Raw genomic sequence first — 23788 nt, 5'->3', positions numbered from 1 at the left:
GGGCAGCGAAGCAAGGCGATTACATGGCGACCAAGGCGAACAGCAAGACCGGTGTGGCAGAGGGCGAGGATGGTGGCGATGCGCCGCTGCTCGACCTGAACGAAGCGTCCGTCAAGAAGCTGATCGCGCGCGCCAAGAAGCGCGGCTACATCACCTATGATGAGCTCAATGATGCCCTGCCGCAGGACCAGATGTCGTCCGAGCAGATCGAGGACATCATGGCCGCCCTCAACGAGATGGGCGTCAACATCGTCGAGAATGAAGAAGCCAGCGAGGATGGCGACGAGCAGCGCGAGCGCGAGGACGCCGAGGACGCCGAGGACGAATCGAGCGATGATGACGGCCCCAAGCTCGTCACTGAAAAGAAAAAGGAAACGGTCGATCGCACCGACGATCCCGTGCGCATGTATCTGCGCGAAATGGGCGCGGTGGAATTGCTCAGCCGTGAAGGCGAAATCGCCATCGCCAAGCGGATCGAGGCCGGCCGCGACACGATGATCCTGGGGCTTTGCGAAAGCCCGACCACCTTCAACGCGATCATCGAATGGTCGACCGCGCTCAACAATGGCGAAATGCAGCTGCGCGAGATTCTCGATCTCGACGCGATGCTGTCCAAGGACCCTGCCCCGGAAAGCCTGGAAGAAGGCGCCGAGGATGATGATGGCGAGATCAGCGAAAAGACCGCCGGCCCCAGCTTCAAGGAAGAGGAAGAGCCGGAGGAAGAATCCGCCGATGGCGACGAGGATGAGGACGGCCTGACCGAACGCCGCGCCCGGCGGTCCGAGGAAGAGGATGAGGAGGACAACACCCTCTCCCTTGCCCAGATGGAAGAAACGCTCAAGCCCATGGCGCTGGAGAAGTTCGCGACCATCACAGACATCTTTCGCAATTTCTCGCAGGCACAGGAAAAGCGCATGCAGGCGATGGCGAATGGCGATGTGCTAAGCCAGAAGGCCGAGGATGATTATCAGGCATTGCGCGAAAGCCTGACCGCCGAAGTCGAAAGCGTGCAGTTCCACCAGCAGAAGATCGAATATCTGGTCGACCAGCTCTATGCCTATAACCGGCGCCTGACGGCGCTGGGCGGGCAGATGCTGCGCCTGGCTGAACGGCACAAGGTCAGCCGCAAGGATTTCCTCGATCGCTACGTCAATCACGAGTTGGACGATGGCTGGCTCGACAAGGTGAGCGGCCTCGACAAGAAGTGGACGGCCTTTGCCGCAGCGGAGGGCCGGTCGGTCGACCGCATCCGCAACGAAATCGCCGAAATCGCGCAGGCGACCGGCATGTCGCTGAGCGAATTCCGCCGCATCGTCAACATGGTGCAGAAGGGCGAACGCGAGGCGCGCATCGCCAAGAAGGAAATGGTGGAAGCGAATCTGCGCCTCGTCATCTCCATCGCGAAAAAATATACCAATCGCGGCCTGCAGTTCCTCGACCTCATTCAGGAAGGCAATATCGGCCTTATGAAGGCGGTCGATAAGTTCGAATATCGCCGTGGCTACAAGTTCAGCACCTATGCGACCTGGTGGATCCGTCAGGCGATCACCCGGTCGATCGCCGATCAGGCGCGCACCATCCGCATCCCGGTGCACATGATCGAGACGATCAACAAGCTGGTCCGCACCAGCCGCCAGTTCCTGCACGAACAGGGTCGCGAGCCGACACCGGAGGAAATGGCCGAACGTCTCTCCATGCCGCTCGAAAAGGTGCGCAAGGTGATGAAGATCGCCAAGGAGCCTATCTCCCTCGAAACGCCGATCGGCGACGAAGAGGACAGCCATCTGGGCGACTTCATCGAGGACAAGAATGCCATCATCCCGGTGGATGCCGCGATCCAGGCCAATCTCAAGGAGACGGTGACGCGCGTCCTTGCTTCGCTCACGCCGCGCGAGGAACGTGTGCTGCGCATGCGCTTTGGTATTGGCATGAACACCGACCACACGCTGGAGGAAGTGGGCCAGCAGTTCAGCGTGACGCGCGAACGTATCCGCCAGATCGAGGCGAAGGCGCTGCGCAAGCTCAAGCACCCCAGCCGGTCGCGGAAAATGCGCAGCTTTCTGGATCAGTAAAGCAATCTTAACCATGTTCGACGGAAAAGGGCGGCTTTCACGGTCGCCCTTTCTGATTCTGTAAACCGGGCGTTTACTCGGCAAGCGTATGCCGGTGAGGATCCCCGCACAGGCCGGGGCCTGACAGGGATTGCGACATGAGCGAAGCGGCACCGCGTATGCAGTTCGGCGACATTGCGCGGGTCGTCGATGCGCTGGTCGCGGCGGACGGCACGGCTGCCCACGCCTATGTCATCCGCGCGCGCACGGGCCTGGCGAGCGAGGGACTGCTCACGCTCCCCGATTTGGCCGATGCGGCGTCCTATATGTGCCTGCTCCACGGCCGCCATCCCGGCGTCATTGATCATGCCGCGACCCGCTCCGCTGAAAATGCGGCGCGCCAATGGCTGATCGAGACGGCCGACGCCTTCGCCGCCGAACGCGCCTATCTCGCCAGTGTCACGGTCGCTGCCGGCCCCGCCCCCAGCACGGCGGGACAGGCCGATTGCGAAGCGGCGGTCAGCCAGCAACGCCATGCGCTCGACACGCTGGCCCAGTCCGACCGGCGCGGCTGCGCCATGGGGGCGGCGATCGCCCTGGTGCTCGACTGGCGCGGCATGCGGCAGATGCTCGACATGGCGGCCATCCGCGCCGGCATCGAGCCGCACGCCTGCACCCTGCCCGACCGCTCCGCCACGCTGGAGGTTGCGCGCGCGATCGGCGGCGATGACATAATCGACCGGGCAATCCAGTTCGGCGCACGGCAGTTGCTCGCCCAGCATCGCGGCCTGTGGGACTTGCTCGCCGCCCGCGCCGCTTTGCGCGGCCGCCCAGACTGACCGCCGCTTTCGCGATTGCGTCCCACCGCTGCTTTCCCTAGTCCGGTTGCAGGCAGCAACGGGAGCGGACGGATTTCATGCGCTTTGAAGGCACCCAGGATTATGTCGCGACCGACGACCTGAAGGTCGCGGTCAATGCCGCAGTGCTGCTGCGCCGCCCGCTGCTGGTGAAGGGGGAGCCGGGCACGGGCAAGACGGTGCTGGCGCAGGAAATCGCGCAGGCGCTCGACGCGCCGCTGATCGAATGGAACGTCAAATCGACGACCAAGGCGCATCAGGGCCTGTACGAATATGACGCCGTCGCCCGCCTGCGCGACGGGCAACTTGGCGACCCGCGCGTCCACGACATTTCCAATTATATCCGCAAGGGCAAGCTGTGGGAGGCATTCACCTCGCCCCGCCTGCCGGTGCTGCTGATCGACGAAATCGACAAGGCCGATATCGAATTTCCCAACGACCTGTTGCAGGAACTCGATCGCATGGCCTTCCATGTCTACGAAACCGGCGAGACGATCGCGGCGGCGGAGCGCCCCGTCGTGGTCATCACATCGAACAATGAAAAGGAACTGCCCGACGCCTTCCTGCGCCGCTGCTTCTTCCACTATATCAAATTTCCCGATCGCGAGACGATGGAGAAGATCGTCGAGGTGCATTTCCCCGGCATCCAGAAAATCCTGGTCAGCCGCGCGATGGAGATATTCTACGAGATCCGTGACGTGCCGGGCCTCAAGAAGAAACCCAGCACCAGCGAGTTGCTCGACTGGCTGAAACTGCTGCTGGCCGAAGACATGCCGCTTAACGTGCTGCAAAACAGCGATCCGACCAAGGCGATCCCGCCGCTGCACGGGGCGCTGCTCAAAAATGAGCAGGACATCATGATCTTCGAGCGCCTTGCCTTCATGGCGCGCCGTCAGGGACGCTGAGCCATGGCCCATCATGCCGGATGCCTGTGCGGGCAGGTGCGCATCACCATCGACGCCGAACCAACAGGCGCGCGCCATTGCTGGTGCCGGCTGTGCCAATATCTGAGCGCGGGCGGCGGCACGGTGAACCTCGCCTTCCCCAGCGACGCGGTGCAGGTGGATGGCGACATATGCTGGCACGACAGCGTCGCCGACAGCGGCAATGCGATGCAGCGCGGTTTCTGCCCCCGTTGCGGGACGCCCCTGCTCAGCCGGACCGAAGCGCGCCCTGCGGTCATGATCGTCCGGGCGGGCGCGCTCGACAATCCGTCGCTGCTGGCGCCGCAAATGGAAATCTGGACCAGCGCAGCGCCTGATTGGGCCTGCCATGATCCCGGCATCCCGCACTACCCTGAACAAAACCCGCAATAGGGCTTGCGCCCGCCGGGCAAGCCTGTAGCCTCCCTGTCATAGTTCAAGGCCGCGCCAAGACGGTCTGGTTCTGGAGAGGGATGCCCATGCCCGCACGCGCCTTGTTCTTTCTGCCCATCGCCCTTGGTCTGGCGACGCCCGCACTCGCGCAGGCGGCGCCGGACATGGAGGCATGGACCCCGACGGCCACCGCCCTGCGCGCCAATGCCGCGGGCATCAGCCTGCCGCAGACCGTCGGCGGCCTGTCCCTCACCAAAAGCGGGGAAGCGTCCAATGGCGGGCGCGCGGTCGACAATTATGCGCAATATCTCTCGCAGGACGGCGCGGTCCAGGCGACCTTCTACGTCTATATGCCGACCTATGCCGACGCATCGCTCGCCGCCTATATGACCGACAAGGCGATCATGGAGCGGTTTGGCGCAAAGACGCGCCGGACGGCCTATGGCACAGCGGCGGTCGACGGACTGGCGGGCCGGGCCATTCGCGCGGTCTATGACGATGCCGCCGATGGCGCACTGACGACGGCGGCGGGCTTCGTCCATGCCGGGCGCTGGATCGTCAAGATCCGCGTCACCGGGCCGACCGAACGGCGCCGGGATGTGCTTGCGGGCCTGGACGCGATGCTGGCGGGCCTGCAGGTCGAGGACAAGGCGTCGCTCCACGTGACCGCCCCGGCGCAATTCGCCGCCTGCCCGGTGGCGGATGCCGGCGAGGCCAGATTGACGCGCGCGAAGGACAGCGCGCTCGCCCCAGCGCAGGATATCCGCATTCCCCGCGACGGGAAGGACCAGCTTTGCCTGCGCGGCGCGGTCGACACCGCCGAGGGCCGCTACGATATCCTCCAGCAGGCCGGGCGCAGCGACGGCGCAATCATCGTGCCGGTCGACGACAGCGGCACGCTGCTCGCCTTCGATCCCGCCGCGCCGGGCAAGGGCTATCGCCTGTCAATTCATATGGTGGGCCAGACCGACCTTTATGGCACCTATGACCGGGTGCCGAGCGCGCGCCAGATCGCCGCCATTCTCGACGGGAAGGACCCACAGACCGCGCAGGCGCAGGCGATCGTCGCCTATGCGGCCACCGGCGAAGCAACGATGCAGCCGGGCGGCGCAGCCCGGCGCTGAGAGCGCATATTCCAGCGCTGCGCCTCGTGCCCTAAGCCCACCGCATGAGGCCCATCCCCGGCGCAACCCGATTCGCGCGCATCCGCGCCCGGCTGGAGGCCATTCGCCTGTCCCCCGGCCCGCGCGCCTGGGCCTTCGAATTTCTGCTCTTCGGTTTCAAACAGGGTTGGGCCTGCCTGTTCGGTGGGTTGATGCTCGCATTGCTGCTGGCGACGCATTTTTTCTATCCCAACGACGCCGCCCTGCACCGCTATGATTTCCTGACGCTGGCGGCGCTCGCGATCCAGGCGGCCATGCTGGCCTTTCGCCTGGAAAGCTGGGCGGAGGCCAAGGTCATTTTCGCCTTCCACGTCATTGGCACGGTCATGGAATTGTTCAAGACGCAAGCCGGCTCTTGGATGTATCCCGAAGCCAGCCTGCTCCACATCGGCGCGGTGCCGCTCTTCTCCGGCTTCATGTATGCCGCCGTCGGCAGCTATATTGCGCGGGTCTGGCGCATCTTCGATTTTCGCTTCACCCGCTATCCGCCGGTCTGGGCGACGGTGGCGCTGGCCGGCGCGATCTACGTCAATTTCTTCGCCCATCATTGGTTGCCCGATATCCGACTGATCCTGTTCGCCGCGGCCATCGCGTTGTTCGGCCGCAGCTGGATTGTCTTCACGCCCTGGCGCACGCCACGTTCAATGCCGCTGCTGCTCGGCTTTTTCCTGGTCGCCCTTTTCATCTGGCTGGCCGAAAATATCGGCACCTTCGCCAATGCGTGGACCTATCCCGATCAGCGGGACGGCTGGCACATGGTCAGCGTCGCCAAATTGGGCAGCTGGTATCTGCTCATGATCATCAGCTTCGTATTGGTGTCCCTGATCCACGGCGTTCGCGCCAGCAACGATCAGATCAGATAGCCGACCTCATAAAGCCCCCAGCGCCGGCCGCCAAAGATCAGCGGCACGAACACGCTACGCAGCGCCCGATACCGCCCCTCGCCCAGGTCCTGCCGGTAGGTGCAGACGAAGAAGTCATCGGCCCCGTCGAGCGCGCGACCGGTCTGCGCATCCATGAATATCTGCCGGTTGCGGGCATGTTCCATATTCCATAGCCCCTCGCCCGGCCGCTGCGGCTGGCTGCGCGCACTGATATGCGTCGGCAGATAGCCGTTCATGTCGATCAGGCAGCAGCCCACGACCGCGTCATCCTGCGCACTGTGGCGGTCGAGCAGCGGACGCAGCGACGCGTCGGCAAAGGCGGTGAAGCCGGTCAGATATTGCGCGGGATCGGAGCCTTCGATGCGCTGATAATCGGTGTCGAACAAGGCCTCCAGGCTCAGAGCCCCGCGATCCAGCGCGCCGCCGATCGCCAGGCGCACCGCTTCAGCCCCCTGCTGCGCCAGCGCGATATAGCGGCTGTTACGCGTCGCCTGCCCGCCATGCGCCGCCGTATTGAGCATGGCGTTGGCCATCTGCTCCAGCGCCTCCAGTTGCGTGAGCGCCGCACCCACCCGCGCCGTGCTTTCGCGGGCGGAAAGGCTGAATTCGCCCAGTCCCTGCGTCAGCGCATCGACTTCGCGGCTGGCGGCATCGGTGCAATCGACGATGGTGCCGGACCGTTCGCCAAATTGCGTGACCAGCGACGCCATGTCCGCCAGGCGCAGCCGCAACTGATCGATATGGGTGCCTGCACCCCGGCCCCGCAGGATATTATCCTCCACCCCATGAATCAGCGTGCGCGCATCCTGGTCCAGCTGGCCCAGCTTGGCGGCCACGGATGCGGAGGACTCGCCCGCCTGTTCGGCCAGCCGGCGAATTTCATCAGCGACCACGGCGAAGCCCCGTGTCGCCTCGCCCCCGCGCGCGGCCTCGATGGCGGCATTCACGCCCAGCAGGCGGGTCTGCCGCGCGATGGCGCTCAACTGGCCCGACACGTCGCCCACCGCCTCGATAACCGCCAGAAATCGGCGTAATTGGCCTTCCATCCCGGTGACATGATCGACGAGCGCCGTCACTTCATTCAGGGACAGGCTGATGACGTCATGCCCGTCTGCAACGATCTGCTGCGCGCGCCGGGCGGTCTGGCTGAGCTCCTGCGCCGCCGCTACGCTTTCGCCCTGGCTTTCCGCCAGCCGAGTCATGTTCGCTTGCAACCGGTCAAGGCGCGTGCTGTCCGCCTGAATGCGATGATCCACCTCGCCCAGAAAGCCTGCCGTTTCGCTGCACTGCAATGCTATGTCGCCTGATTGTTCCCCCAGATCAGCCAACAACCCCCTGTTTTCCAATGCTACCCCGCTTATTTGCCCGCAACATGAATAGTGCCGGATTAACCATGCACTGCAACACTTAATATTCTGTCGGTTTGTTGGGTCGTTGGGCTTGCATCCCCATCCGCGCTGCCGGACAAGGCGTGTCATGTTGCTCAACTTCCTCGACGCGCTGCGCACCGCCGGCATACCGGCCAGCATCAAGGAACATCTGCTGCTGCTCGAAGCGCTGGATCGCGACGTCATCGCCCGCCGGCCGGAGGATTTTTACTATCTAGCCCGCGCCACCTATGTGAAGGACGAAGCGCTGCTCGATCGCTTCGATCAGGTCTTCGCGCGGATATTCAAGGGGATCATGAGCGACGATGGCGTCGAGGCCGACATTCCCGAGGAATGGCTGCGCCTCGTCGCCGAAAAATTCCTCAGCCCCGAAGAGATGGAGAAGATCAAATCCCTGGGCGACTGGGACGAGATCATGAAGACGCTCAAGCAGCGGCTGGAGGAACAGAAGGACCGGCATCAGGGCGGCAACAAATGGATCGGCACGGGCGGCACCTCTCCCTTCGGCCATGGCGGCTATAATCCGGAAGGGGTGCGGATCGGCGGGCAGAGCCGGCACAAACGCGCGATCAAGGTGTGGGAAAAGCGCGAATTCGCCAATCTCGACAATCAGAAGGAACTCGGCACGCGCAATATCAAGGTCGCGCTGCGCCGCCTGCGCCGTTTTGCGCGCGACGGCGCTGCCGAGGAGCTGGACCTGGACGCCACCATCCGCGGCACCGCGCGGCAGGGATGGCTCGACATTCGCATGCGGCCCGAACGGCACAATGCGGTCAAGCTGCTGCTGTTCCTGGATGTGGGCGGATCGATGGATCCGTTCATTACGCTCTGCGAGGAATTATTCTCCGCCGCGACCGGCGAGTTCAAGAATATGGAATTCTTCTATTTCCACAATTGCCTGTATGAAGGCGTGTGGAAGGATAATCGTCGCCGCTTTTCGGAGCGGACGCCGACCTGGGACATCCTCCACAAATATGGCCATGACTATAAGGTCATCTTCGTCGGCGACGCGGCGATGAGCCCCTATGAGATCAGCCATCCGGGCGGGTCGGTCGAACATATGAACGAGGAAGCAGGCGCCGTCTGGCTGCAACGGGTGGCGCATACCTATCCGGCGACGGTGTGGCTCAACCCCACGCCGGAGGCGCACTGGACCTATAGCCAGTCGACCCGGATGATCCGCGACTTGGTGCAGGACAGGATGTTCCCACTGACGCTGGGCGGTATCGATTCAGCGATGCGCGAACTGACGCGCAAGCGGTAGACGCGCGCAATGGAGTGGCGGACGGTAGAATAGAGCGCGTGGACAAATTCAGACTGTCCGCGAACGACCATTAGCAGTCCTTTAAGCGATGAATGGCAAGTCGGCAGAATGGAGCACTGCCTATGATTAGGTTGCTAAGATTTGCTAGCTATACGGCCTTGAGCGCATGTGCATCATGCAGCGAGGAAGAGCCATCGGCCTTTAGGGTCGGCAACGCGCTTTATCATTTCCCGACTGGCCAAGTCGATTTCGTTCTGGATGATGGCGCTTTGCCGCCAACCTATGTCCACATAGACACTCCACCTACGCCAGACAAAGAAGATGTGGACTTCTTGAGGTTCGTATTCAACACGGAAGATGGCAGACCTACGCGCACAAGCGTTATGTTGAATTATCATGGAAAGCTAGGCTCTCCACTATCGAGGTTTTTGTCGCGGGAGATAAAGGTATTTCATAAACCTTGGGGAACGGTGTTTTGCGATGCCAAGGCAACAAAAGTGGACTTACGATTTCCCTGCGGGATAGAAATAACGGATCGAGGAGCAGACTGGGAAGTCCTTTTCGACTACAGCAGATTAGCAGAAGAAGTAGACATGGCGGCAGAGGGCAAGAGAATTCTTGCGGCGTATCGCCTCGGACGTTCCCAACGATAGGGCTGGAAACTATCGGACGGTCTTCTTTAATGCTGCTTGCCTTTCGGGAGCAGTCGGTCCGCTAACCACCCATCCCGGTCATCCCGCATTGCCAGCTGATTTGTCCAAACGCCCTAGTGAATCAGGCGGTTCAGCGTGCCGACGATATGCCGGATGCCGTCGGGCTTGGCGAGCACCGGCGTGTGCGGGTGCGTGCCGATCACTTCATGGCGCGCCGCCCCGGAGCAAAAGACATAAGGGATGCCATAGGCATCCAGATCGTCGGCCAGCAGCCCGGCATCACTCCCGCGCAAGGCCAGGTCCAGCACGGCGCCCGCCGGAAACCGCGTCGCCAGCGCCGCCATTCCGTCGGCCAGCGTCGCATATGGCCCATCGACGGTATAGTCGGCCTCTTCCAGCATGTCCGCGATCAGAGCGGCGACACGGCTGTCATCTTCCACCAGCAATATGCGGGGCAATTCGGCCATGGCGATCAGTCCAGTCCGAAATGCGCACGATAGCGATCGAAGCATCGCGCGCCGCAGCGCAAGCGAATGAGCGCCCCTTCGGCCATGGCGGTGGCGCGCCGCGGGTCCGCCGCCACCAGCGGCTTGATCGCTTCCTCGTTCCAGTCGGCGCTGTGCTTGATGTCCAGCACCGCATGCAGATCGAAATAGCGGCGCTGGCTGGTCGACAGGCCCACGCGGCGCAAGGCGCGCGCCGTTTGCGCCGACCGGCCCGGCGCCGTCAGCTCGATCACGCCCAGGGCGCCGATGCTGTGCCAGCTATAGCAACGCTGCGTCGCCATCGCCGTCATCGCATTGGCCAGCGCCAGGCTTTCCCAGACGGTATGCTCGATGCAAGTATCAAGGTCGAGCAGGTCGACCAGTTGCCCCAGCATAGGGCCGTGCATGCCCTTGATATTGCCCCGGCCCATCTCGTCCCAGTAATTGCGCGCCAACTCCATCTTGGCCCGGTCCGGGATCTTGACCTGCGTCATCGCTACCAGATCGTCGAAACCCGCTTCGCCCGCCGCTTCCTGCGACAGAAACCAGCGGATATGGTCCATCTGCGCGTCTTCGGCGAGCCAGGGGAACAGGCTGTCATGCTGTCCCGGCCCTGTTGCCTCAAGCCCTTCGAACCAGGCGATGAAGCCGTCCACATCCGTCGGTGCCTGGGCGGCTTCGACGCGCACTTCCGCGCGCAATTCCTCGATGAAGGCATGTTCCAGCCGCGCCATGCGCTGATCTTCGTTGAAGCGATCGGCCGACCAGTCGTCGGGAAAGCCGGGCGAAAGCCGTCGTCGATTCCACCGGCTCAGTTGCTGCTGGAACGAATCCTGGAGAAATTGGGATTCCTCATCCTTGAGTTGGGTCGCCACGTTCAGACCTTTCTATTCCGTTGCCCAACAAATCCCGGAGACAGGCCCCCGTTCCCATAAAAGCGACTAACCTATGTCAGCCAGGGCGGGCGCGGTTGACCATCAGCCGCCATTGGGCGACGTCGCCCCTCACATCGAACAGGGAGCCAATGCCATTCATCCGCTCGACACACCCATTTGGAACAGCCTGCAAGGCGGCTGGGCATCCCTGGCGCAGGGCGATGCGCAGGCAATTCGGCTGGACCGCGATCATGGCCCCTTCGCGGCTACCGCCCATGGCTTGCCCACGGAAATGACCGCGCTTGCCCCTCTATTGCCACCGGGCGATGAACTCTGGCTGCTGGGCCGCGACGCGCTGGCGGCTCCTCCGCCCGGCATGCAGGTCGTTCGTACCGCCATGCTGGCGCAAATGGTGGCGGACCGCCCCGTGGAGATCGGTGGCAGCGGCCCGGACTGGCAGGAACTGGGCGAAGCGGACGCCCCCGACATGCTGGTCCTGGCGCTGCTGACGCGGCCCGGCCCGTTCCGCGCCCGCACCCATCGCCTTGGCCGCTTCATCGGCGTGCGCGAACAGGACCGCCTGATCGCCATGGCGGGCGAGCGGATGCGGATGCCGGGCTTTGCCGAAATCAGCGGCGTGTGCACCCACCCCGATCATCGCGGCCGCGGCCTTGCCGGTCATCTGATGCGACGGATCGCGCGGCACATGCAGGACCGAGGCGAAACGCCGTTCCTCCACGCCTATGCCAGCCACGACCGCACCATCGCCCTTTATCGCAGCCTGGGTTTTGCGGTGCGCGCCCAGTTGCCGATGGCGGTGCTGTCCAAAGCGTGAGGGACAAAGAAAAAGGCCGGCGGATCGCTCCGCCGGCCTCTTCCTGTTTCGCAGGTCGGTAGACTTAGAAGTCCATGCCGCCCATGCCGCCCATGCCGCCCGGCATCGCGGGAGCAGCGGACTTGTCTTCCGGCAGCTCGGCGATGGTGGCTTCGGTGGTGATCAGCAGACCAGCGACCGAGGCAGCGTTCTGGAGCGCGGTACGCACGACCTTGGTCGGGTCGATGACGCCAGCGGCGACCAGGTTTTCATACGTGTCGGTCGACGCGTTGAAGCCGAACGAGGTGTCGCTCTGGTCGAGCAGCTTGCCCGAAACCACCGCGCCGTCATGGCCCGCATTGGCCGCGATCTGGCGAACCAGAGCCGTCAGCGACTTGCGGACGATGTCGATGCCGCGGGTCTGGTCGTCATTGGCGCCGGTCAGACCGTCAATCGCCTTGGTCGCGTAGAGCAGCGCGGTGCCGCCGCCGGGGACGATGCCTTCTTCAACGGCCGCACGGGTGGCGTGCAGCGCGTCGTCGACGCGGTCCTTGCGCTCCTTGACTTCCACTTCGGTCGCGCCGCCGACCTTGATGACGGCCACGCCGCCGGCCAGCTTGGCCAGGCGTTCCTGCAGCTTTTCACGGTCATAGTCCGACGTCGTGACTTCGATCTGCGCACGGATCTGCTCGGTGCGGCCCTTGATCGCTTCGGCATCACCAGCACCGTCAACGATGGTGGTGTTGTCCTTGTCGATGGTGACGCGCTTGGCGGTGCCCAGCATGCCCAGCGTGACGTTTTCGAGCTTGATGCCCAGGTCTTCGCTGACGACTTCGCCCTTGGTCAGGACGGCGATGTCTTCCAGCATGGCCTTGCGGCGATCGCCGAAACCGGGCGCCTTGACGGCCGCGACCTTCAGGCCGCCGCGCAGCTTGTTGACGACCAGGGTCGCCAGCGCTTCGCCTTCAATGTCTTCCGCGATGATGAGCAGCGGACGACCCGACTGCACGACCGATTCCAGGATCGGCAGGATCGACTGAAGGTTGCTGAGCTTCTTTTCGTGAATCAGGATGTAGGGGTCAGCCAGTTCGACCTGCATCTTTTCCGGGTTGGTGATGAAGTAGGGCGACAGGTAGCCGCGGTCGAACTGCATGCCTTCGACGACGTCCAGCTCGAATTCCAGGCCCTTGGCTTCCTCGACGGTGATGACGCCTTCCTTGCCGACCTTTTCCATGGCTTCGGCGATCTTCTGGCCGACTTCGACGTCGCCATTGGCCGAAATGATGCCGACCTGCGCGACTTCCGACGAACCCGAAACGGGCTTAGACCGCGCGCTGATGTCCTCGACGACCTTTCCAACGGCGAGGTCGATGCCGCGCTTCAGATCCATCGGGTTCATGCCGGCGGCAACCGACTTCATGCCTTCGCGCACGATGGCCTGGGCCAGAACCGTCGCGGTGGTGGTGCCGTCACCGGCGATGTCGTTGGTCTTCGAAGCGACTTCGCGGACCATCTGGGCGCCCATATTCTCGAACTTGTCCTTCAGTTCGATTTCCTTGGCGACCGAAACACCGTCCTTGGTGATGCGGGGCGCGCCGAAGCTCTTGTCGATGACGACGTTGCGACCCTTGGGGCCAAGCGTCACCTTGACCGCGTCGGCCAGGATGTCGACGCCACGCAGGATGCGCTCACGCGCGTCACGCGAAAACTTTACGTCCTTCGCTGCCATGATCTTATACCTTTCGAATAAGTGGGATGTTTAGGAAAAGCGGAGTGCGATCAGGCGATGACGCCCAGAATGTCGCTTTCCTTCATGATGAGCAGGTCTTCGCCATCAACCTTGACTTCGGTGCCCGACCACTTGCCGAACAGGATGCGGTCGCCGGCCTTGACGTCCAGCGGCGTGACCTTGCCGTCGTCGGCCTTGGAGCCGGTTCCGACGGACACGATTTCGCCTTCCTGCGGCTTTTCCTTGGCGGTGTCGGGGATGATGATGCCACCAGCAGTCTTCTCTTCCGCTTCCACGCGGCGGACGAGAACACGGTCGTGCAACGGACGAAATGCCATGTTAAGTGCCTTTCCCTTGGCGATGGAGGGGATAGCGGCGGTGGCGGACCATAGAGCCCGCTGACCCGTCGCGCCGGTCCGTCTCCCGATGAACTTTCCTGTGTTAGCACTCTTTGACGTCGAGTGCTAGCGACGCGAATATGGCCTGTGCGGCCAGAGCGTCAAGAGGGTTCCCGCATCTTTTTCGCTAAGCCACGGAACATTTTTCAGCGATGCTTCTGCGGCAGGACGCCTCTCGCGCCAGCCGTGCGCCTTGCCGCCCCTCGCACGGCTTCCTACCTGCCGTCCTGTCTTCCAGCGTCATGAGGAATTTCCGATGAGCGATACTCCCTATACCCCGCCCAAGGTCTGGACTTGGGACAAGGCCAGCGGCGGTCAGTTCGCCAATATCAACCGGCCGATCGCCGGCCCCACCCATGACAAGGATCTGCCGGTCGGCAAGCACAAGCTGCAACTCTATTCGCTCGCCACACCCAATGGGCAAAAGGCCGCGATCATGCTGGAGGAATTGCTGGAGGCCGGCGTCAGCGCGGCGGACTATGACGCCTGGCTCATCAAGATCGGTGATGGCGACCAGTTTTCCAGCGGCTTCGTCGCCGTCAACCCCAACAGCAAGATCCCGGCGCTGATGGACCATAGCGTCTCCCCGCCGCAGCGCGTCTTCGAATCCGGGGCGATCCTGCTCTATCTCGCCGAAAAATTCGGCAAATTCCTGCCCACAGATCCCGCCGCGCGCACCGCCGCGCTCAGTTGGCTGTTCTGGCAGATGGGCGCCGGCCCGTTGCTGGGCGGCGGCTTTGGCCATTTCTACGCCTATGCGCCGGAAAAATATGAATATCCGATCAACCGCTACGCCATGGAAGTGAAGCGTCAGCTCGACGTGCTCGACCGGCATCTGGCGGACAATGACTATATGGCGGGCGACGACTACAGCATCGCCGATATCGCCATCTGGCCCTGGTATGGCGGGCTGGTGCTGGGCCGCGCCTATGACGCCGCGGAATTTCTGGACGTCGCCAGCTATAAGAATGTCGTGCGCTGGGCCAAACAGATTGACGAGCGCCCCGCCGTCAAGCGCGGCCGCATGGTGAATAAGGCGAACGGCCCGCTGGAAGAGCAGTTGCACGAACGCCATGACGCCAGCGATTTCGAGACGAAAACGCAGGATAAGCTGCAAGGCGCAGCCTGATCCTGTTGAAATATAACGGACTGGACGGCGGGCCGTGCCATGGCGATAACACAGCCCTATCGACATTAGGGAGTCGCCCCATCATGGACCGCCGTCTTTTCCTTTCCACCGCCGGAGCCTCCGCCCTCGCAGCCGCCGCGCCGCGCGCTTTTGCGCAGGCGGCCATGCCGGGCAATGGCGACGACGCCCGCCTGTCCGCCGCCTTCGCCGCGATTTTCGAAGGCGTGCTCGATCGCTCGCCCATGTTCGTCACCAGCCTTGGCCTCGACAAGGGCGCGCGCGCCGACGCCAAGAGCCAGCTCGACGACAACAGCAAGTCGGGCATGATGAAGGACCTTGCCGCGACGCAGGCGGCGATCAAGGAACTGGAGGGGTTCAAGGGCGCGAACCTGTCCGACGCGCAGCGCCTCAACCTCGACGTCATTCTCTATTCGCTGGGGCAGCAGACGGTTGCGCCGGGCAGGTTCGGCCTCAACAGCGTGCAGCGGCCCTATCGCATCTTCCAGCAGGGCGGCAGCTATTTCCGCGTGCCTGATTTCCTCAACACCGCACACACCATCAACGACAGCGCCGATTGCGACGCCTATGTCTCGCGGCTCGACGCCTTTGCGCGGAACCTGCGGACCGATACCGCGCTCCAGCGGGACGAAGCGGCGCGCGGCTATCTCGCCCCCGCCTGGTCGCTGGACCTGACGATTGGCCAGCTGAAGAAGCTGCGCGGCCAGCCGGCGGCGCAAAGCTCGATGGTCCAGTCGCTGGTCAAGCGCGCCGCCGCCAAGGGCATCAGCGGCGATTGGCAGGCGCAGGCGACCGGCATCGTGGAAAAGGCGATCTATCCCGCACTCGACGAACAGATCGCGGCGATCGAATCGCTCAAGGACAAGACAGCGGCGGGTGATGGCGTCTGGCGCACGCCGCGCGGCGATGAAATCTATGCCGCCGCGCTCAAGCAGGCCACGACCACGGACCTCAGCGCAGACCAGATTCACGCCATGGGGCTGGAGCAGGTCGCCGACATCAGCGCGCAGCTGGACGGCATCCTCAAAGGCGCCGGCTATGACAGCGGCACGGCGGGCGAACGACTGGCAAAGCTCAACGTCGAACCCTCGCAGCTTTACGCCGACAGCGCGGAGGGCCGCGCCGCCCTGCTCGCCCAGCTCAACCGCGACGTCGACGCGATGAAAGCCAAACTGCCCCAGGCCTTCGCCACCATTCCCGATACGAAGCTGGAAATCCGCGCGGTGCCGGTGGAAATCCAGGACGGTGCCTCCAACGGCTATTATAACCGCGCCGCGCTCGACGGGTCGCGCCCGGCCATCTATTTCATCAACCTCAAGGATGTGGGCGACTGGCCGAAATATGGCCTGCCCGCGCTCACCTATCATGAAGGCGTGCCAGGGCATCATCTCCAGATTTCGACCGCGCAGACCGCCGGCGACATTCCGATGCTGCGCAAGACCGCCTTCATGAGCGCCTATACCGAAGGCTGGGCGCTTTATGCCGAGCAACTGGCCGACGAACTGGGCGGTTATGCGACGCCGCTCGATCGGGCAGGCTATCTGCAATCCTTCCTGTTCCGCGCGGCGCGGCTGGTGGTCGACACCGGCATCCACGCCAAGCAGTGGAGCCGTGAGAAGGCAACCGATTATATGGTTGAAAATACCGGCTTTGCCCGCCCCCGCTGCCAGCGCGAAGTCGAACGCTATTGCACCCAGCCGGGCCAAGCGACCAGCTACAAGGTCGGCCATGGCGTGTGGACAAAGGCGCGCGCGGCCGCGCAGGCGCAGCTGGGCGACGCCTTCGATATCAAGCAGTTCCACGCCATCCTTGAGGAAGGCGCAATGCCTTTGTCGATGCTGGAACAGCGCGTCGCCGCGCGGGCCAGGGCAGCGAAAACGTAAAATCCTCCCCTGTAAGGGGAGGTGGCTGGCCGGAGGCCAGACGGAGGGGTATCACCCTATGGAGACCGCACCCCTTCCCCGCCACGGCTCAGGGCAGCGGACCTCCTCCCCTTACAAGGGACCCGCCGGCGTCACTCGTAGCTCATATCCTGATAGCCATCATCGGCGATGTCGGAGAAGCGCGTGATTTTGGCGTCGAATTTCATGCGGATGCGGCCGGTGGACCCATGGCGCTGCTTGGCGACGATCACCTCGGCCAGGCCGTAGATGCGCTCCATATTCTCCTTCCACGCGGCATAGGCAGCCTCGTCGTCGGGCTTGGGTTCCTTTGCGGCCTCGTAATAATCCTCGCGGAACACGAACCACACCATGTCCGCATCCTGCTCGATCGATCCGGATTCGCGCAGGTCGGACAGTTGCGGCCGCTTGTCCTCGCGCTGTTCGACTGCACGGCTGAGCTGGGAAAGCGCCAGCACCGGCACATGCAGTTCCTTCGCCAGCGTCTTCAACCCGCGTGAGATTTCCGAAATCTCGTTGACGCGGTTGCCGTCGCCCCGCCCCGTGCCCTGCAGCAGCTGGAGATAATCAACGACGATGAAACCAATGTCATGCCGCCGCTTCAGCCGCCGGGCGCGCGTGCGCAGCGCCGCGATGGTCAGGCCCGGCGTATCGTCGATGAACAGCGGCAATTCCTGCAACTCGCGCGCCGCTCGCGACAGATTCTGGAAATCCGCGCGGCTGATCTTGCCCATGCGCAGCGCTTCGCCCGAAATGCCCGACTGTTCGGCGAGCACGCGGGTCGCCAGCTGGTCGGCCGACATTTCCAGCGAAAAAAACGCCGTCTTGGCCCCCATATTCTTTTCCGGCGGGATGCCGTCGGCATTGTCGCGCACCCATCGCGAGGCTGCATTATAGGCGATGTTGGTCGCCAGCGACGTCTTGCCCATGCCCGGGCGCCCGGCCAGGATCATGAGGTCGGAATTGTGCAGACCACCGATCTTGGCGTTGAGGCTGTTGATCCCGGTCGTGATCCCCGACACATGCCCGCCGCTGTTGAGCGCGCGTTCGGCCACCTGCACCGCCATGGTCGACGCCATCAGGAAGCTCTTGACCGACCCGGTCTCGCCTTCGCCCTCCGACACTTTATACAGCGCGACTTCGGCCGCTTCGATCTGCTCGCGCGGGTTGACATCCTCGCTGGTATCCAGCGCGTTTTCAACCAGTTCGCGCCCGACGCTCACCAATTCCCGCAACAGCGCCAGGTCGTAAATCTGGCTGGCGAAGTCACGCGCACCGATCAGCGCCGCGCCATTGCCGGTCAGCTGCGCCAGATAGGCAGCGCCGCCCAGTTCCTTCAACGCTGGGTCCTGCTCCAGCATGGGCTTGAGCGTCACCGGATTGGCGACCATGTCCTTGTCGAGCAGGCGCATGATCGCGTCATAGATGCGTCCGTGCAGCGGCTCGAAAAAATGTTCGGCCTTCAGCTTGAGCTGCACATCCTCGGCAATGCGGTTGTCGATCATGATCGCGCCCAGCAGGGCGGCCTCAGCCTCCACATTGCGCGGCAGTTCGGCGCCGCCATTGTCAGCGGGATTGATTTTCAGCAGTTCGACCATGGCCTCTCTTTCCTCTCCCGGCGGCGCGGGCGCAAGGGGCCATGGGGACGCAGTTGTGGATAAGTCCCGCTTGCATTTGGGCGCGCGCCGCCGCACTGACTATCCGCTCGCATATGGCCGATCCGCGCATCATAGACATCAAGCTCGACGAGCGCACGATCCTGTGGCGCAATGCCGACGTGGAGCAGGAACGGCGCATCGCGATCTTCGACTTGCTGGAGGATAATCATTTCGCGCCCCAGCGGGTCCATCCCGACGGCTATGCCGGCCCCTACAAGGTCGTGCTGCGGGTGGAGGAAGGACGGCTGGTCATCGAAATCAACCGGCAGGACGACAGCCCGCTCGAAGCGATCATCTTGAGCCTTGGCCGGTTCCGGCGTCCGATCCGCGATTATTTCGCCATTTGCGACAGCTATTATCAGGCGATCAGCAATGCCTCGCCCCAGCAGATCGAAACGGTCGACATGGCGCGACGCGCCATCCACAATGACGCCGCCGACATGCTGATCGAGCGGCTGGAGGGCAAGATAAAGGTCGACTTCGACACGGCGCGGCGGCTGTTCACGCTCATCTGCGTGCTGCATATCAAGGGGTGATGGGATCAGGGGTTTGACGTTCGGGGGCATGCTGGTCCGCATCGGGGCGGGACTGGCGCTGATCGCGATGCTGGCGCTGGCATTGTGGCTCTATGCGCGCGCCTGGGCGCCCAGCCGGGACGACTATCCGGTGCAGGGCGTGACGATCGGGTCGGCCGATGGCCCGGTCGACTGGGGCACGCTGGCGGCGCAAGGGGCGGACTTTGCCTATATCCGCGCGGTGCGGGCGCAGGATGGGCGCGACCCCGCCTTCGCCGCCAACTGGCGCGGCGCGCGCGCGGCGGGCATGCGCTATGGCGCGGTGATCGAATTCAGCGCCTGCCGCAGCCCGATCGACCAGGCAACCGGCTTCATGACCACGGTGCCGCGCGACAATGCCGCCCTGCCCCCGGTCATCCGCCTTGCCTTTTCGGCCGGATGCGCGCGTCGGCCGGGCCGCGACCTGCTGCTCTCCAACCTCAACACCCTCATCAACCTGGTGGAGGGGCAGGCGGGCAAGCCCGCCCTGCTCAACGTGAGCGAGGATTTCGATGCGGCCTATGATATCGGGTCGGGCATCAACCGCACCTTGTGGCTGGACGGCAATTTCTTCCCGCCCGATTATGCCAGCCGCCCCTGGGTGATGTGGACAGCTACGAACATGCGGCATATCGACGGCGTCGATGGTCCGGTGCGGTGGAATGTGGTGGCGCGATAATGAGTGATGATTCCGATACCCAAGCGCTGATCGCCGCCGCGCGTGCGGCCATGGCCCATGCCCATGCGCCCTATAGCCGCTTTGCCGTGGGCGCGGCCGTGCGCCTCATCGATGGCAGCATCGTCACCGGCTGCAACTTCGAAAATGCCAGCTACGGCCTGTCGCTTTGCGCCGAAACGGTCGCGCTCGCCACCGTGAACGCGCAGGGGCGCTTTGCCGACGTCGCCGCCATCGCGGTGGTGGGCGGCGCGATGGACAGCGCGGACGAAGCGCTCGTCACCCCCTGCGGTCGCTGCCGGCAGGTGATGAACGAAGCGGAACAAATGGCCGGCCGCCCGCTCGCCATCCACTGCGCGACGCCCAGCGGAGACCGCGTGCTGGCCCTCACCCTTGCCGATCTCCTTCCCCATGCCTTTGGTCCCGCGGACCTTGGCATCGCCCCTGCCAAAAAGAGCTGACACATATGGCCATTCTTTCCGACAAATGGATTCGCCAGCAGGCGCTTTCGACCGGCATGATCGAACCCTTCGTCGAAAGCCAGAAGCGCGAAGGGAGCATCAGCTACGGCCTGTCCTCCTATGGCTATGACGCGCGGGTAGCCGATGAATTCAAGATTTTCACAAATGTCGACAGCACCATCGTCGACCCCAAGGATTTCGACCCCAAGAATTTCGTCGACCGCAAGACCGATTGCTGCATCATCCCCCCCAACAGCTTCGCGCTCGCCCGCACGGTCGAATATTTCCGCGTGCCGCGCGACGTGCTGGTCATCTGCCTTGGCAAGTCGACCTATGCCCGCTGCGGCATCATCGTGAACGTGACCCCGCTCGAACCCGGCTGGGAGGGGCATGTGACGCTGGAATTTTCCAACACCACGCCGCTGCCCGCCAAAATCTATGCCAATGAAGGCGCCTGCCAGTTCCTCTTCCTTCAGGGCAATGAACCGTGCGAAGTCAGCTATGCCGACCGCGCGGGCAAATATATGGGGCAACAGGGCGTCACCCTGCCCCGCCTCTAGACGATCGGGCGGGCGGTTGCTCCGCCGCCTTCATGGCGGGTCGCCCTAGCCCCGTCCGTTTCTCCTGATTGACGGCCGCCTGACCGGGCGGGCGACAAGGGGGAATGGCCATGCGCCTCTTTCAAGCCCTGGCCGGGCTTATGCTGCTTTGCTGTTCGGCGCTGCCCACGCGGGCCAATCCGCCGCCGGACAAGATACTGGATCAGCGGCACCGTTTCGATATTCATGTCCAGCCGCTCAGCGGCGCGTTGCGTCAATTGTCCGCGCAAACCGGCGTGCGCATCCTCTTTCCCTATGAGGAGGTGTCGGCGATCCGCAGCCGCCGGATCGACGGATGGATGACCACGGGCCAGGCTCTGCAAAAACTGCTCGCCGGCACGCATCTGCGCATGACGCAGACCAGCGCCGGCGTCATCGCGCTCGCCGCCCCGCCCCGCGCCACCGCGCGGCAAAGTCCGCTCTCCTTTCAGCTGAGCCAAGCTGCGTCCCCGCCGCCGCCGGTCGCGGACCCGACACCGATCATCGTCACCGGCACGCGCCTCGTTACCCGCACCGTCACCGACAGCATGAACCCCATCGACATCCTGTCGGCGCGGGATATGGAAGCAAATGGCCGGCAATCGGTCCGCGACCTGCTGGGCGCACTGATCCCCGCCATCAATGTCTCCAACAGCGGCGCGGGCGCGAGTTTCGCGATCAAGACGCTGTCGCTGCGCGGCCTGGCGGGCGACCATCTACTCGTGCTGGTGAACGGCAAGCGGCGGCACAACAGCGCCACCCTGTTCATCAACGGCACGACGCAAAATGGTCAGTCGCCCCCTGACCTTGATCTCATTCCGTCGAACATGATCGATCGGATAGAAGTGCTGCGCGACGGCGCGTCCGCCCATTATGGATCGGACGCGATCGCGGGCGTCGTCAATATCCTGCTTAAGTCTAACAGCCGCGGCGGCGCGTCGGTAATGGGCGGCGGGGCGGGGGACGGCGGCGGCGAACAGGGAAGGTTTCAGGTGGACAAGGGCTTTGCCATCGGCCCCGGCACGATCCACCTTGCCGTCGACGGCGTGCTTCAGGGCCGCACCATTCGCGGCGGGCCGATCACCTCCAGCCTCTATTTCCCCGGCGATCCGCGCGAAGCCACGGCCGACCGGATGCGCAACAAGCCCGGCCAGCCGCAAGTGTCCGGGGTCAATCTGGCCTATCATGCCGTCATGCCGCTAGGCGCATCGGAACTTTACAGCCACGGCACCTGGTCGCGCCGCCGCGCCGACGCCTATCTCACCTACCGACCGCCCAACTCCATCCTCTCCATCCCGGATATCTATCCCGAAGGCTATATCCCTCATCTTTTCATCCAGGATCGCGACAGCCAGTTCACCGGCGGCCTGCGCGGTGATGGCCCAGCCGGCTTCCATTATGATCTCAGCACAAGCTATGCCCGCAACCAGGGGCGCTATTCCGAACAGTCGCTCAACGTCTCATTGGGTCCGACCAGCCCGACCCGCTTCTTCTTGGGCGCCGTGACCGCCACCGAATGGACCAGCAATGTCGACGTGCAGCGCGACGTGCCGCTGGGGCTTGCCGCGCCGCTGCTGCTGGCGATCAGCGCGGAATATCGGGAAAATGGCTATCGCATCGTGGCCGGCGATCCTTCCTCCTATGCCGATGGCGGCTATCGCTCGCCCGCAGGCGCGCCCTTTGCCGGCGCGGCGCGCACGCCCGGCGCGCAGGGCGTTACCGGCTTCACCCCCGACAGCGCGGGCCAGTATCGCCGCCACAACTGGTCGGCCTATCTCAACCTGGAACAGAAGGTCGCCGACGGGTTCGAAATCGCGCTGGCCGCCCGGCATGAGGATTATTCCGACTTTGGCGCCACCAACACGTGGAAAATCTCGACCCGGATCGAAGCGGCGCCCGGCATCGCCCTGCGCGGCACGGTCAGCACCGGCTTTCGCGCGCCCACGCTCCAGCAGCGCCATTACGCCTCGTCCAGTACGATCGGCGTGCTGTTTCCCGGTGAAACCACCACCCGCCTCGCCCCGGTCCGTGCGCTTCGCGTCAATGATCCGGTCGCCGTTGCCTGGGGCGCGCAGCCGCTGAAGCCGGAGCGGTCGACCAACCTCTCCGCCGGACTGGTGCTTGCGCCCCTGCCCCGGATCAGCCTTGCCATCGACGCCTATCAGATCCGCATCCGCGACCGTGTCCTGCTCAGCGGCACGCTGTCGGCCCTGCCCGATGCGACGCGCGCCAGCGGCTATAACGCGCTGGGCGAATTGCTGCTCGCCGCCGGGCTCGACCCGGTGCAGAGCGGTTTCTACTTTTCCAACGCCGCCAGCACGCGCACGCGCGGCGTCGACATGGTCGCCACCTGGCGCGCGGATATGGGCGCACTGGGCCAAGCCCTCCTGACCCTGTCGGGCAATATCAACCGCACCATCTTCACCCGGCTCGACGTGCCGCCGGTGCTGGCCGGGATCGGCATCGACCTGATCGACCGCGCGCGTCAGGGCGACATCACCAAGGGCACGCCGCGCAGCAAGGTCATCGCCAATCTGAACTGGACGCGGGGGGACGCCACGCTCAATCTGCGCGCCACGCGCTACGGCAGCATGACCCAGGTCGCCGCGCGCACCGTCACAGTGGACGGCGTGACCTATTATCCCGATGATCGCATCACGCCCAAGCTGATCTTTGACGTCGAATATAGCCACCGGCTGGCCGCTGGCGTTCGCCTCGCGGCCGGGGCCGACAATCTCTTCAACATCTACCCGACAAAGCTCAGCGCGGTAAACCAGGGCACGTCGGGCTTCGCGCTCTACAACAGCTATGCGCCTTATGGCATCAGCGGCGGCTATTATTATGGCAAGCTCTCGCTCGCTTTCTGAACAGCTTATTGCGCCGCGATCACCATCGCCCGCGCCCGGTCGGTCGCGCTGCGCGTGTCCCCGGCCAGC

General features: G+C 63.9%; 21 protein-coding genes. 15 read left to right on the top strand and 6 right to left on the bottom strand.

Annotated elements, in window-relative coordinates; genetic code table 11:
• The first annotated feature begins 23 nt into the window (after window positions 1-23).
• The 6 genes from rpoD (at window position 24) to SAB01S_RS14450 (ending at window position 6250) form a co-directional block, all read left to right on the top strand.
• Window positions 24-2072: an RNA polymerase sigma factor RpoD gene (gene rpoD, locus SAB01S_RS14475; protein WP_062733822.1), complete on the top strand. Its 2049-nt coding sequence runs from the start codon at window positions 24-26 to the stop codon at window positions 2070-2072.
• 137 nt (window positions 2073-2209) lie between these two features.
• A complete protein-coding gene (locus tag SAB01S_RS14470; protein ID WP_062733820.1) occupies window positions 2210-2890 on the top strand; it encodes a DUF6975 family protein in 681 nt (226 codons plus the stop codon).
• 77 nt (window positions 2891-2967) lie between these two features.
• On the top strand, window positions 2968-3813 hold the full coding sequence (locus tag SAB01S_RS14465) for an AAA family ATPase (protein ID WP_062733818.1): 846 nt from the start codon (window positions 2968-2970) through the stop codon (window positions 3811-3813).
• Between the two features lie 3 nt (window positions 3814-3816).
• A complete protein-coding gene (locus SAB01S_RS14460) occupies window positions 3817-4224 on the top strand; it encodes a GFA family protein (RefSeq protein WP_062733816.1) in 408 nt (135 codons plus the stop codon).
• Window positions 4225-4310: 86 nt separating this feature from the next.
• Window positions 4311-5348, top strand: a complete 1038-nt coding sequence (locus tag SAB01S_RS14455) for a hypothetical protein (RefSeq protein ID WP_062733814.1) — start codon at window positions 4311-4313, stop codon at window positions 5346-5348.
• A 44-nt stretch (window positions 5349-5392) separates the two neighbouring features.
• On the top strand, window positions 5393-6250 hold the full coding sequence (locus SAB01S_RS14450) for a DUF817 domain-containing protein (protein WP_062733812.1): 858 nt from the start codon (window positions 5393-5395) through the stop codon (window positions 6248-6250).
• On the opposite strand, the gene SAB01S_RS14445 is transcribed toward SAB01S_RS14450, so the two are convergent.
• Window positions 6238-7602 (bottom strand): methyl-accepting chemotaxis protein, encoded by a 1365-nt coding sequence (locus SAB01S_RS14445; protein WP_174525662.1) that lies wholly within the window; start codon window positions 7600-7602, stop codon window positions 6238-6240. The two genes, SAB01S_RS14450 and SAB01S_RS14445, sit on opposite strands and share 13 nt — an antisense overlap.
• A gap of 145 nt (window positions 7603-7747) precedes the next feature.
• Between SAB01S_RS14445 and SAB01S_RS14440 the strand changes: the two genes are divergently transcribed.
• Complete coding sequence (locus SAB01S_RS14440; RefSeq protein ID WP_062733809.1) at window positions 7748-8923, top strand: vWA domain-containing protein; 1176 nt, start codon at window positions 7748-7750, stop codon at window positions 8921-8923.
• A 766-nt stretch (window positions 8924-9689) separates the two neighbouring features.
• On the opposite strand, the gene SAB01S_RS14430 is transcribed toward SAB01S_RS14440, so the two are convergent.
• Together SAB01S_RS14430 and SAB01S_RS14425 are read right to left on the bottom strand one after the other, a co-directional pair.
• Window positions 9690-10043, bottom strand: coding sequence for a response regulator (locus tag SAB01S_RS14430; RefSeq protein ID WP_062733805.1), 354 nt, complete (start codon window positions 10041-10043; stop codon window positions 9690-9692).
• A 5-nt stretch (window positions 10044-10048) separates the two neighbouring features.
• The gene (locus SAB01S_RS14425; RefSeq protein WP_062733803.1) at window positions 10049-10936 is read right to left on the bottom strand and encodes an iron-containing redox enzyme family protein; all 888 of its coding nucleotides are present in this window, start codon (window positions 10934-10936) and stop codon (window positions 10049-10051) included.
• Between the two features lie 73 nt (window positions 10937-11009).
• On the opposite strand from SAB01S_RS14425, the gene SAB01S_RS14420 reads away from it, so the two are divergent.
• The gene (locus tag SAB01S_RS14420; protein ID WP_218016158.1) at window positions 11010-11771 is read left to right on the top strand and encodes a GNAT family N-acetyltransferase; all 762 of its coding nucleotides are present in this window, start codon (window positions 11010-11012) and stop codon (window positions 11769-11771) included.
• A gap of 64 nt (window positions 11772-11835) precedes the next feature.
• Here the strand turns inward: SAB01S_RS14420 and groL are convergent, their stop codons facing one another.
• Both groL and groES read right to left on the bottom strand, forming a co-directional pair.
• Window positions 11836-13479 (bottom strand): chaperonin GroEL, encoded by a 1644-nt coding sequence (gene groL, locus SAB01S_RS14415; protein WP_021228310.1) that lies wholly within the window; start codon window positions 13477-13479, stop codon window positions 11836-11838.
• A gap of 50 nt (window positions 13480-13529) precedes the next feature.
• Window positions 13530-13817, bottom strand: a complete 288-nt coding sequence (groES, locus tag SAB01S_RS14410; protein WP_021228311.1) for a co-chaperone GroES — start codon at window positions 13815-13817, stop codon at window positions 13530-13532.
• 316 nt (window positions 13818-14133) lie between these two features.
• Here groES and yghU point away from each other — a divergent pair, with 316 nt between their 5' ends.
• Window positions 14134-15006, top strand: a complete 873-nt coding sequence (gene yghU / locus SAB01S_RS14405) for a glutathione-dependent disulfide-bond oxidoreductase (RefSeq protein ID WP_062733801.1) — start codon at window positions 14134-14136, stop codon at window positions 15004-15006.
• A gap of 83 nt (window positions 15007-15089) precedes the next feature.
• Window positions 15090-16907 carry a DUF885 domain-containing protein gene (locus tag SAB01S_RS14400; protein ID WP_062733800.1) on the top strand — a complete coding sequence of 606 codons (1818 nt, stop codon included), beginning with the start codon at window positions 15090-15092 and terminating at the stop codon, window positions 16905-16907.
• 131 nt (window positions 16908-17038) lie between these two features.
• Here SAB01S_RS14400 and SAB01S_RS14395 read toward each other — a convergent pair whose 3' ends face one another.
• Window positions 17039-18523 (bottom strand): replicative DNA helicase, encoded by a 1485-nt coding sequence (locus SAB01S_RS14395; protein WP_021228315.1) that lies wholly within the window; start codon window positions 18521-18523, stop codon window positions 17039-17041.
• Window positions 18524-18636: 113 nt separating this feature from the next.
• Here SAB01S_RS14395 and SAB01S_RS14390 point away from each other — a divergent pair, with 113 nt between their 5' ends.
• The 5 genes from SAB01S_RS14390 to SAB01S_RS14370 all read left to right on the top strand — a co-directional run bounded on the left by SAB01S_RS14390 (window position 18637) and on the right by SAB01S_RS14370 (window position 23719).
• Window positions 18637-19119: a UPF0262 family protein gene (locus tag SAB01S_RS14390; RefSeq protein WP_062733798.1), complete on the top strand. Its 483-nt coding sequence runs from the start codon at window positions 18637-18639 to the stop codon at window positions 19117-19119.
• Between the two features lie 28 nt (window positions 19120-19147).
• Complete coding sequence (locus SAB01S_RS14385; RefSeq protein WP_062733796.1) at window positions 19148-19816, top strand: GH25 family lysozyme; 669 nt, start codon at window positions 19148-19150, stop codon at window positions 19814-19816.
• A complete protein-coding gene (locus SAB01S_RS14380) occupies window positions 19816-20274 on the top strand; it encodes a cytidine deaminase (protein WP_062733794.1) in 459 nt (152 codons plus the stop codon). The genes SAB01S_RS14385 and SAB01S_RS14380 overlap by 1 nt, the downstream gene beginning before the upstream one ends.
• Before the next feature lie 5 nt (window positions 20275-20279).
• Window positions 20280-20834, top strand: coding sequence for a dCTP deaminase (gene dcd / locus SAB01S_RS14375; protein WP_021228319.1), 555 nt, complete (start codon window positions 20280-20282; stop codon window positions 20832-20834).
• A 110-nt stretch (window positions 20835-20944) separates the two neighbouring features.
• Window positions 20945-23719 carry a TonB-dependent receptor plug domain-containing protein gene (locus SAB01S_RS14370; RefSeq protein WP_062733894.1) on the top strand — a complete coding sequence of 925 codons (2775 nt, stop codon included), beginning with the start codon at window positions 20945-20947 and terminating at the stop codon, window positions 23717-23719.
• The last annotated feature ends 69 nt before the right edge of the window (window positions 23720-23788 follow it).

Origin of the sequence: Sphingobium abikonense NBRC 16140, from assembly GCF_001598335.1 — a bacterium.
Lineage (GTDB): Bacteria > Pseudomonadota > Alphaproteobacteria > Sphingomonadales > Sphingomonadaceae > Sphingobium > Sphingobium abikonense.
The sequence above is the reverse complement of the archived record's forward strand: the minus strand, read 5'-3'. Positions and strand labels throughout refer to the sequence as shown.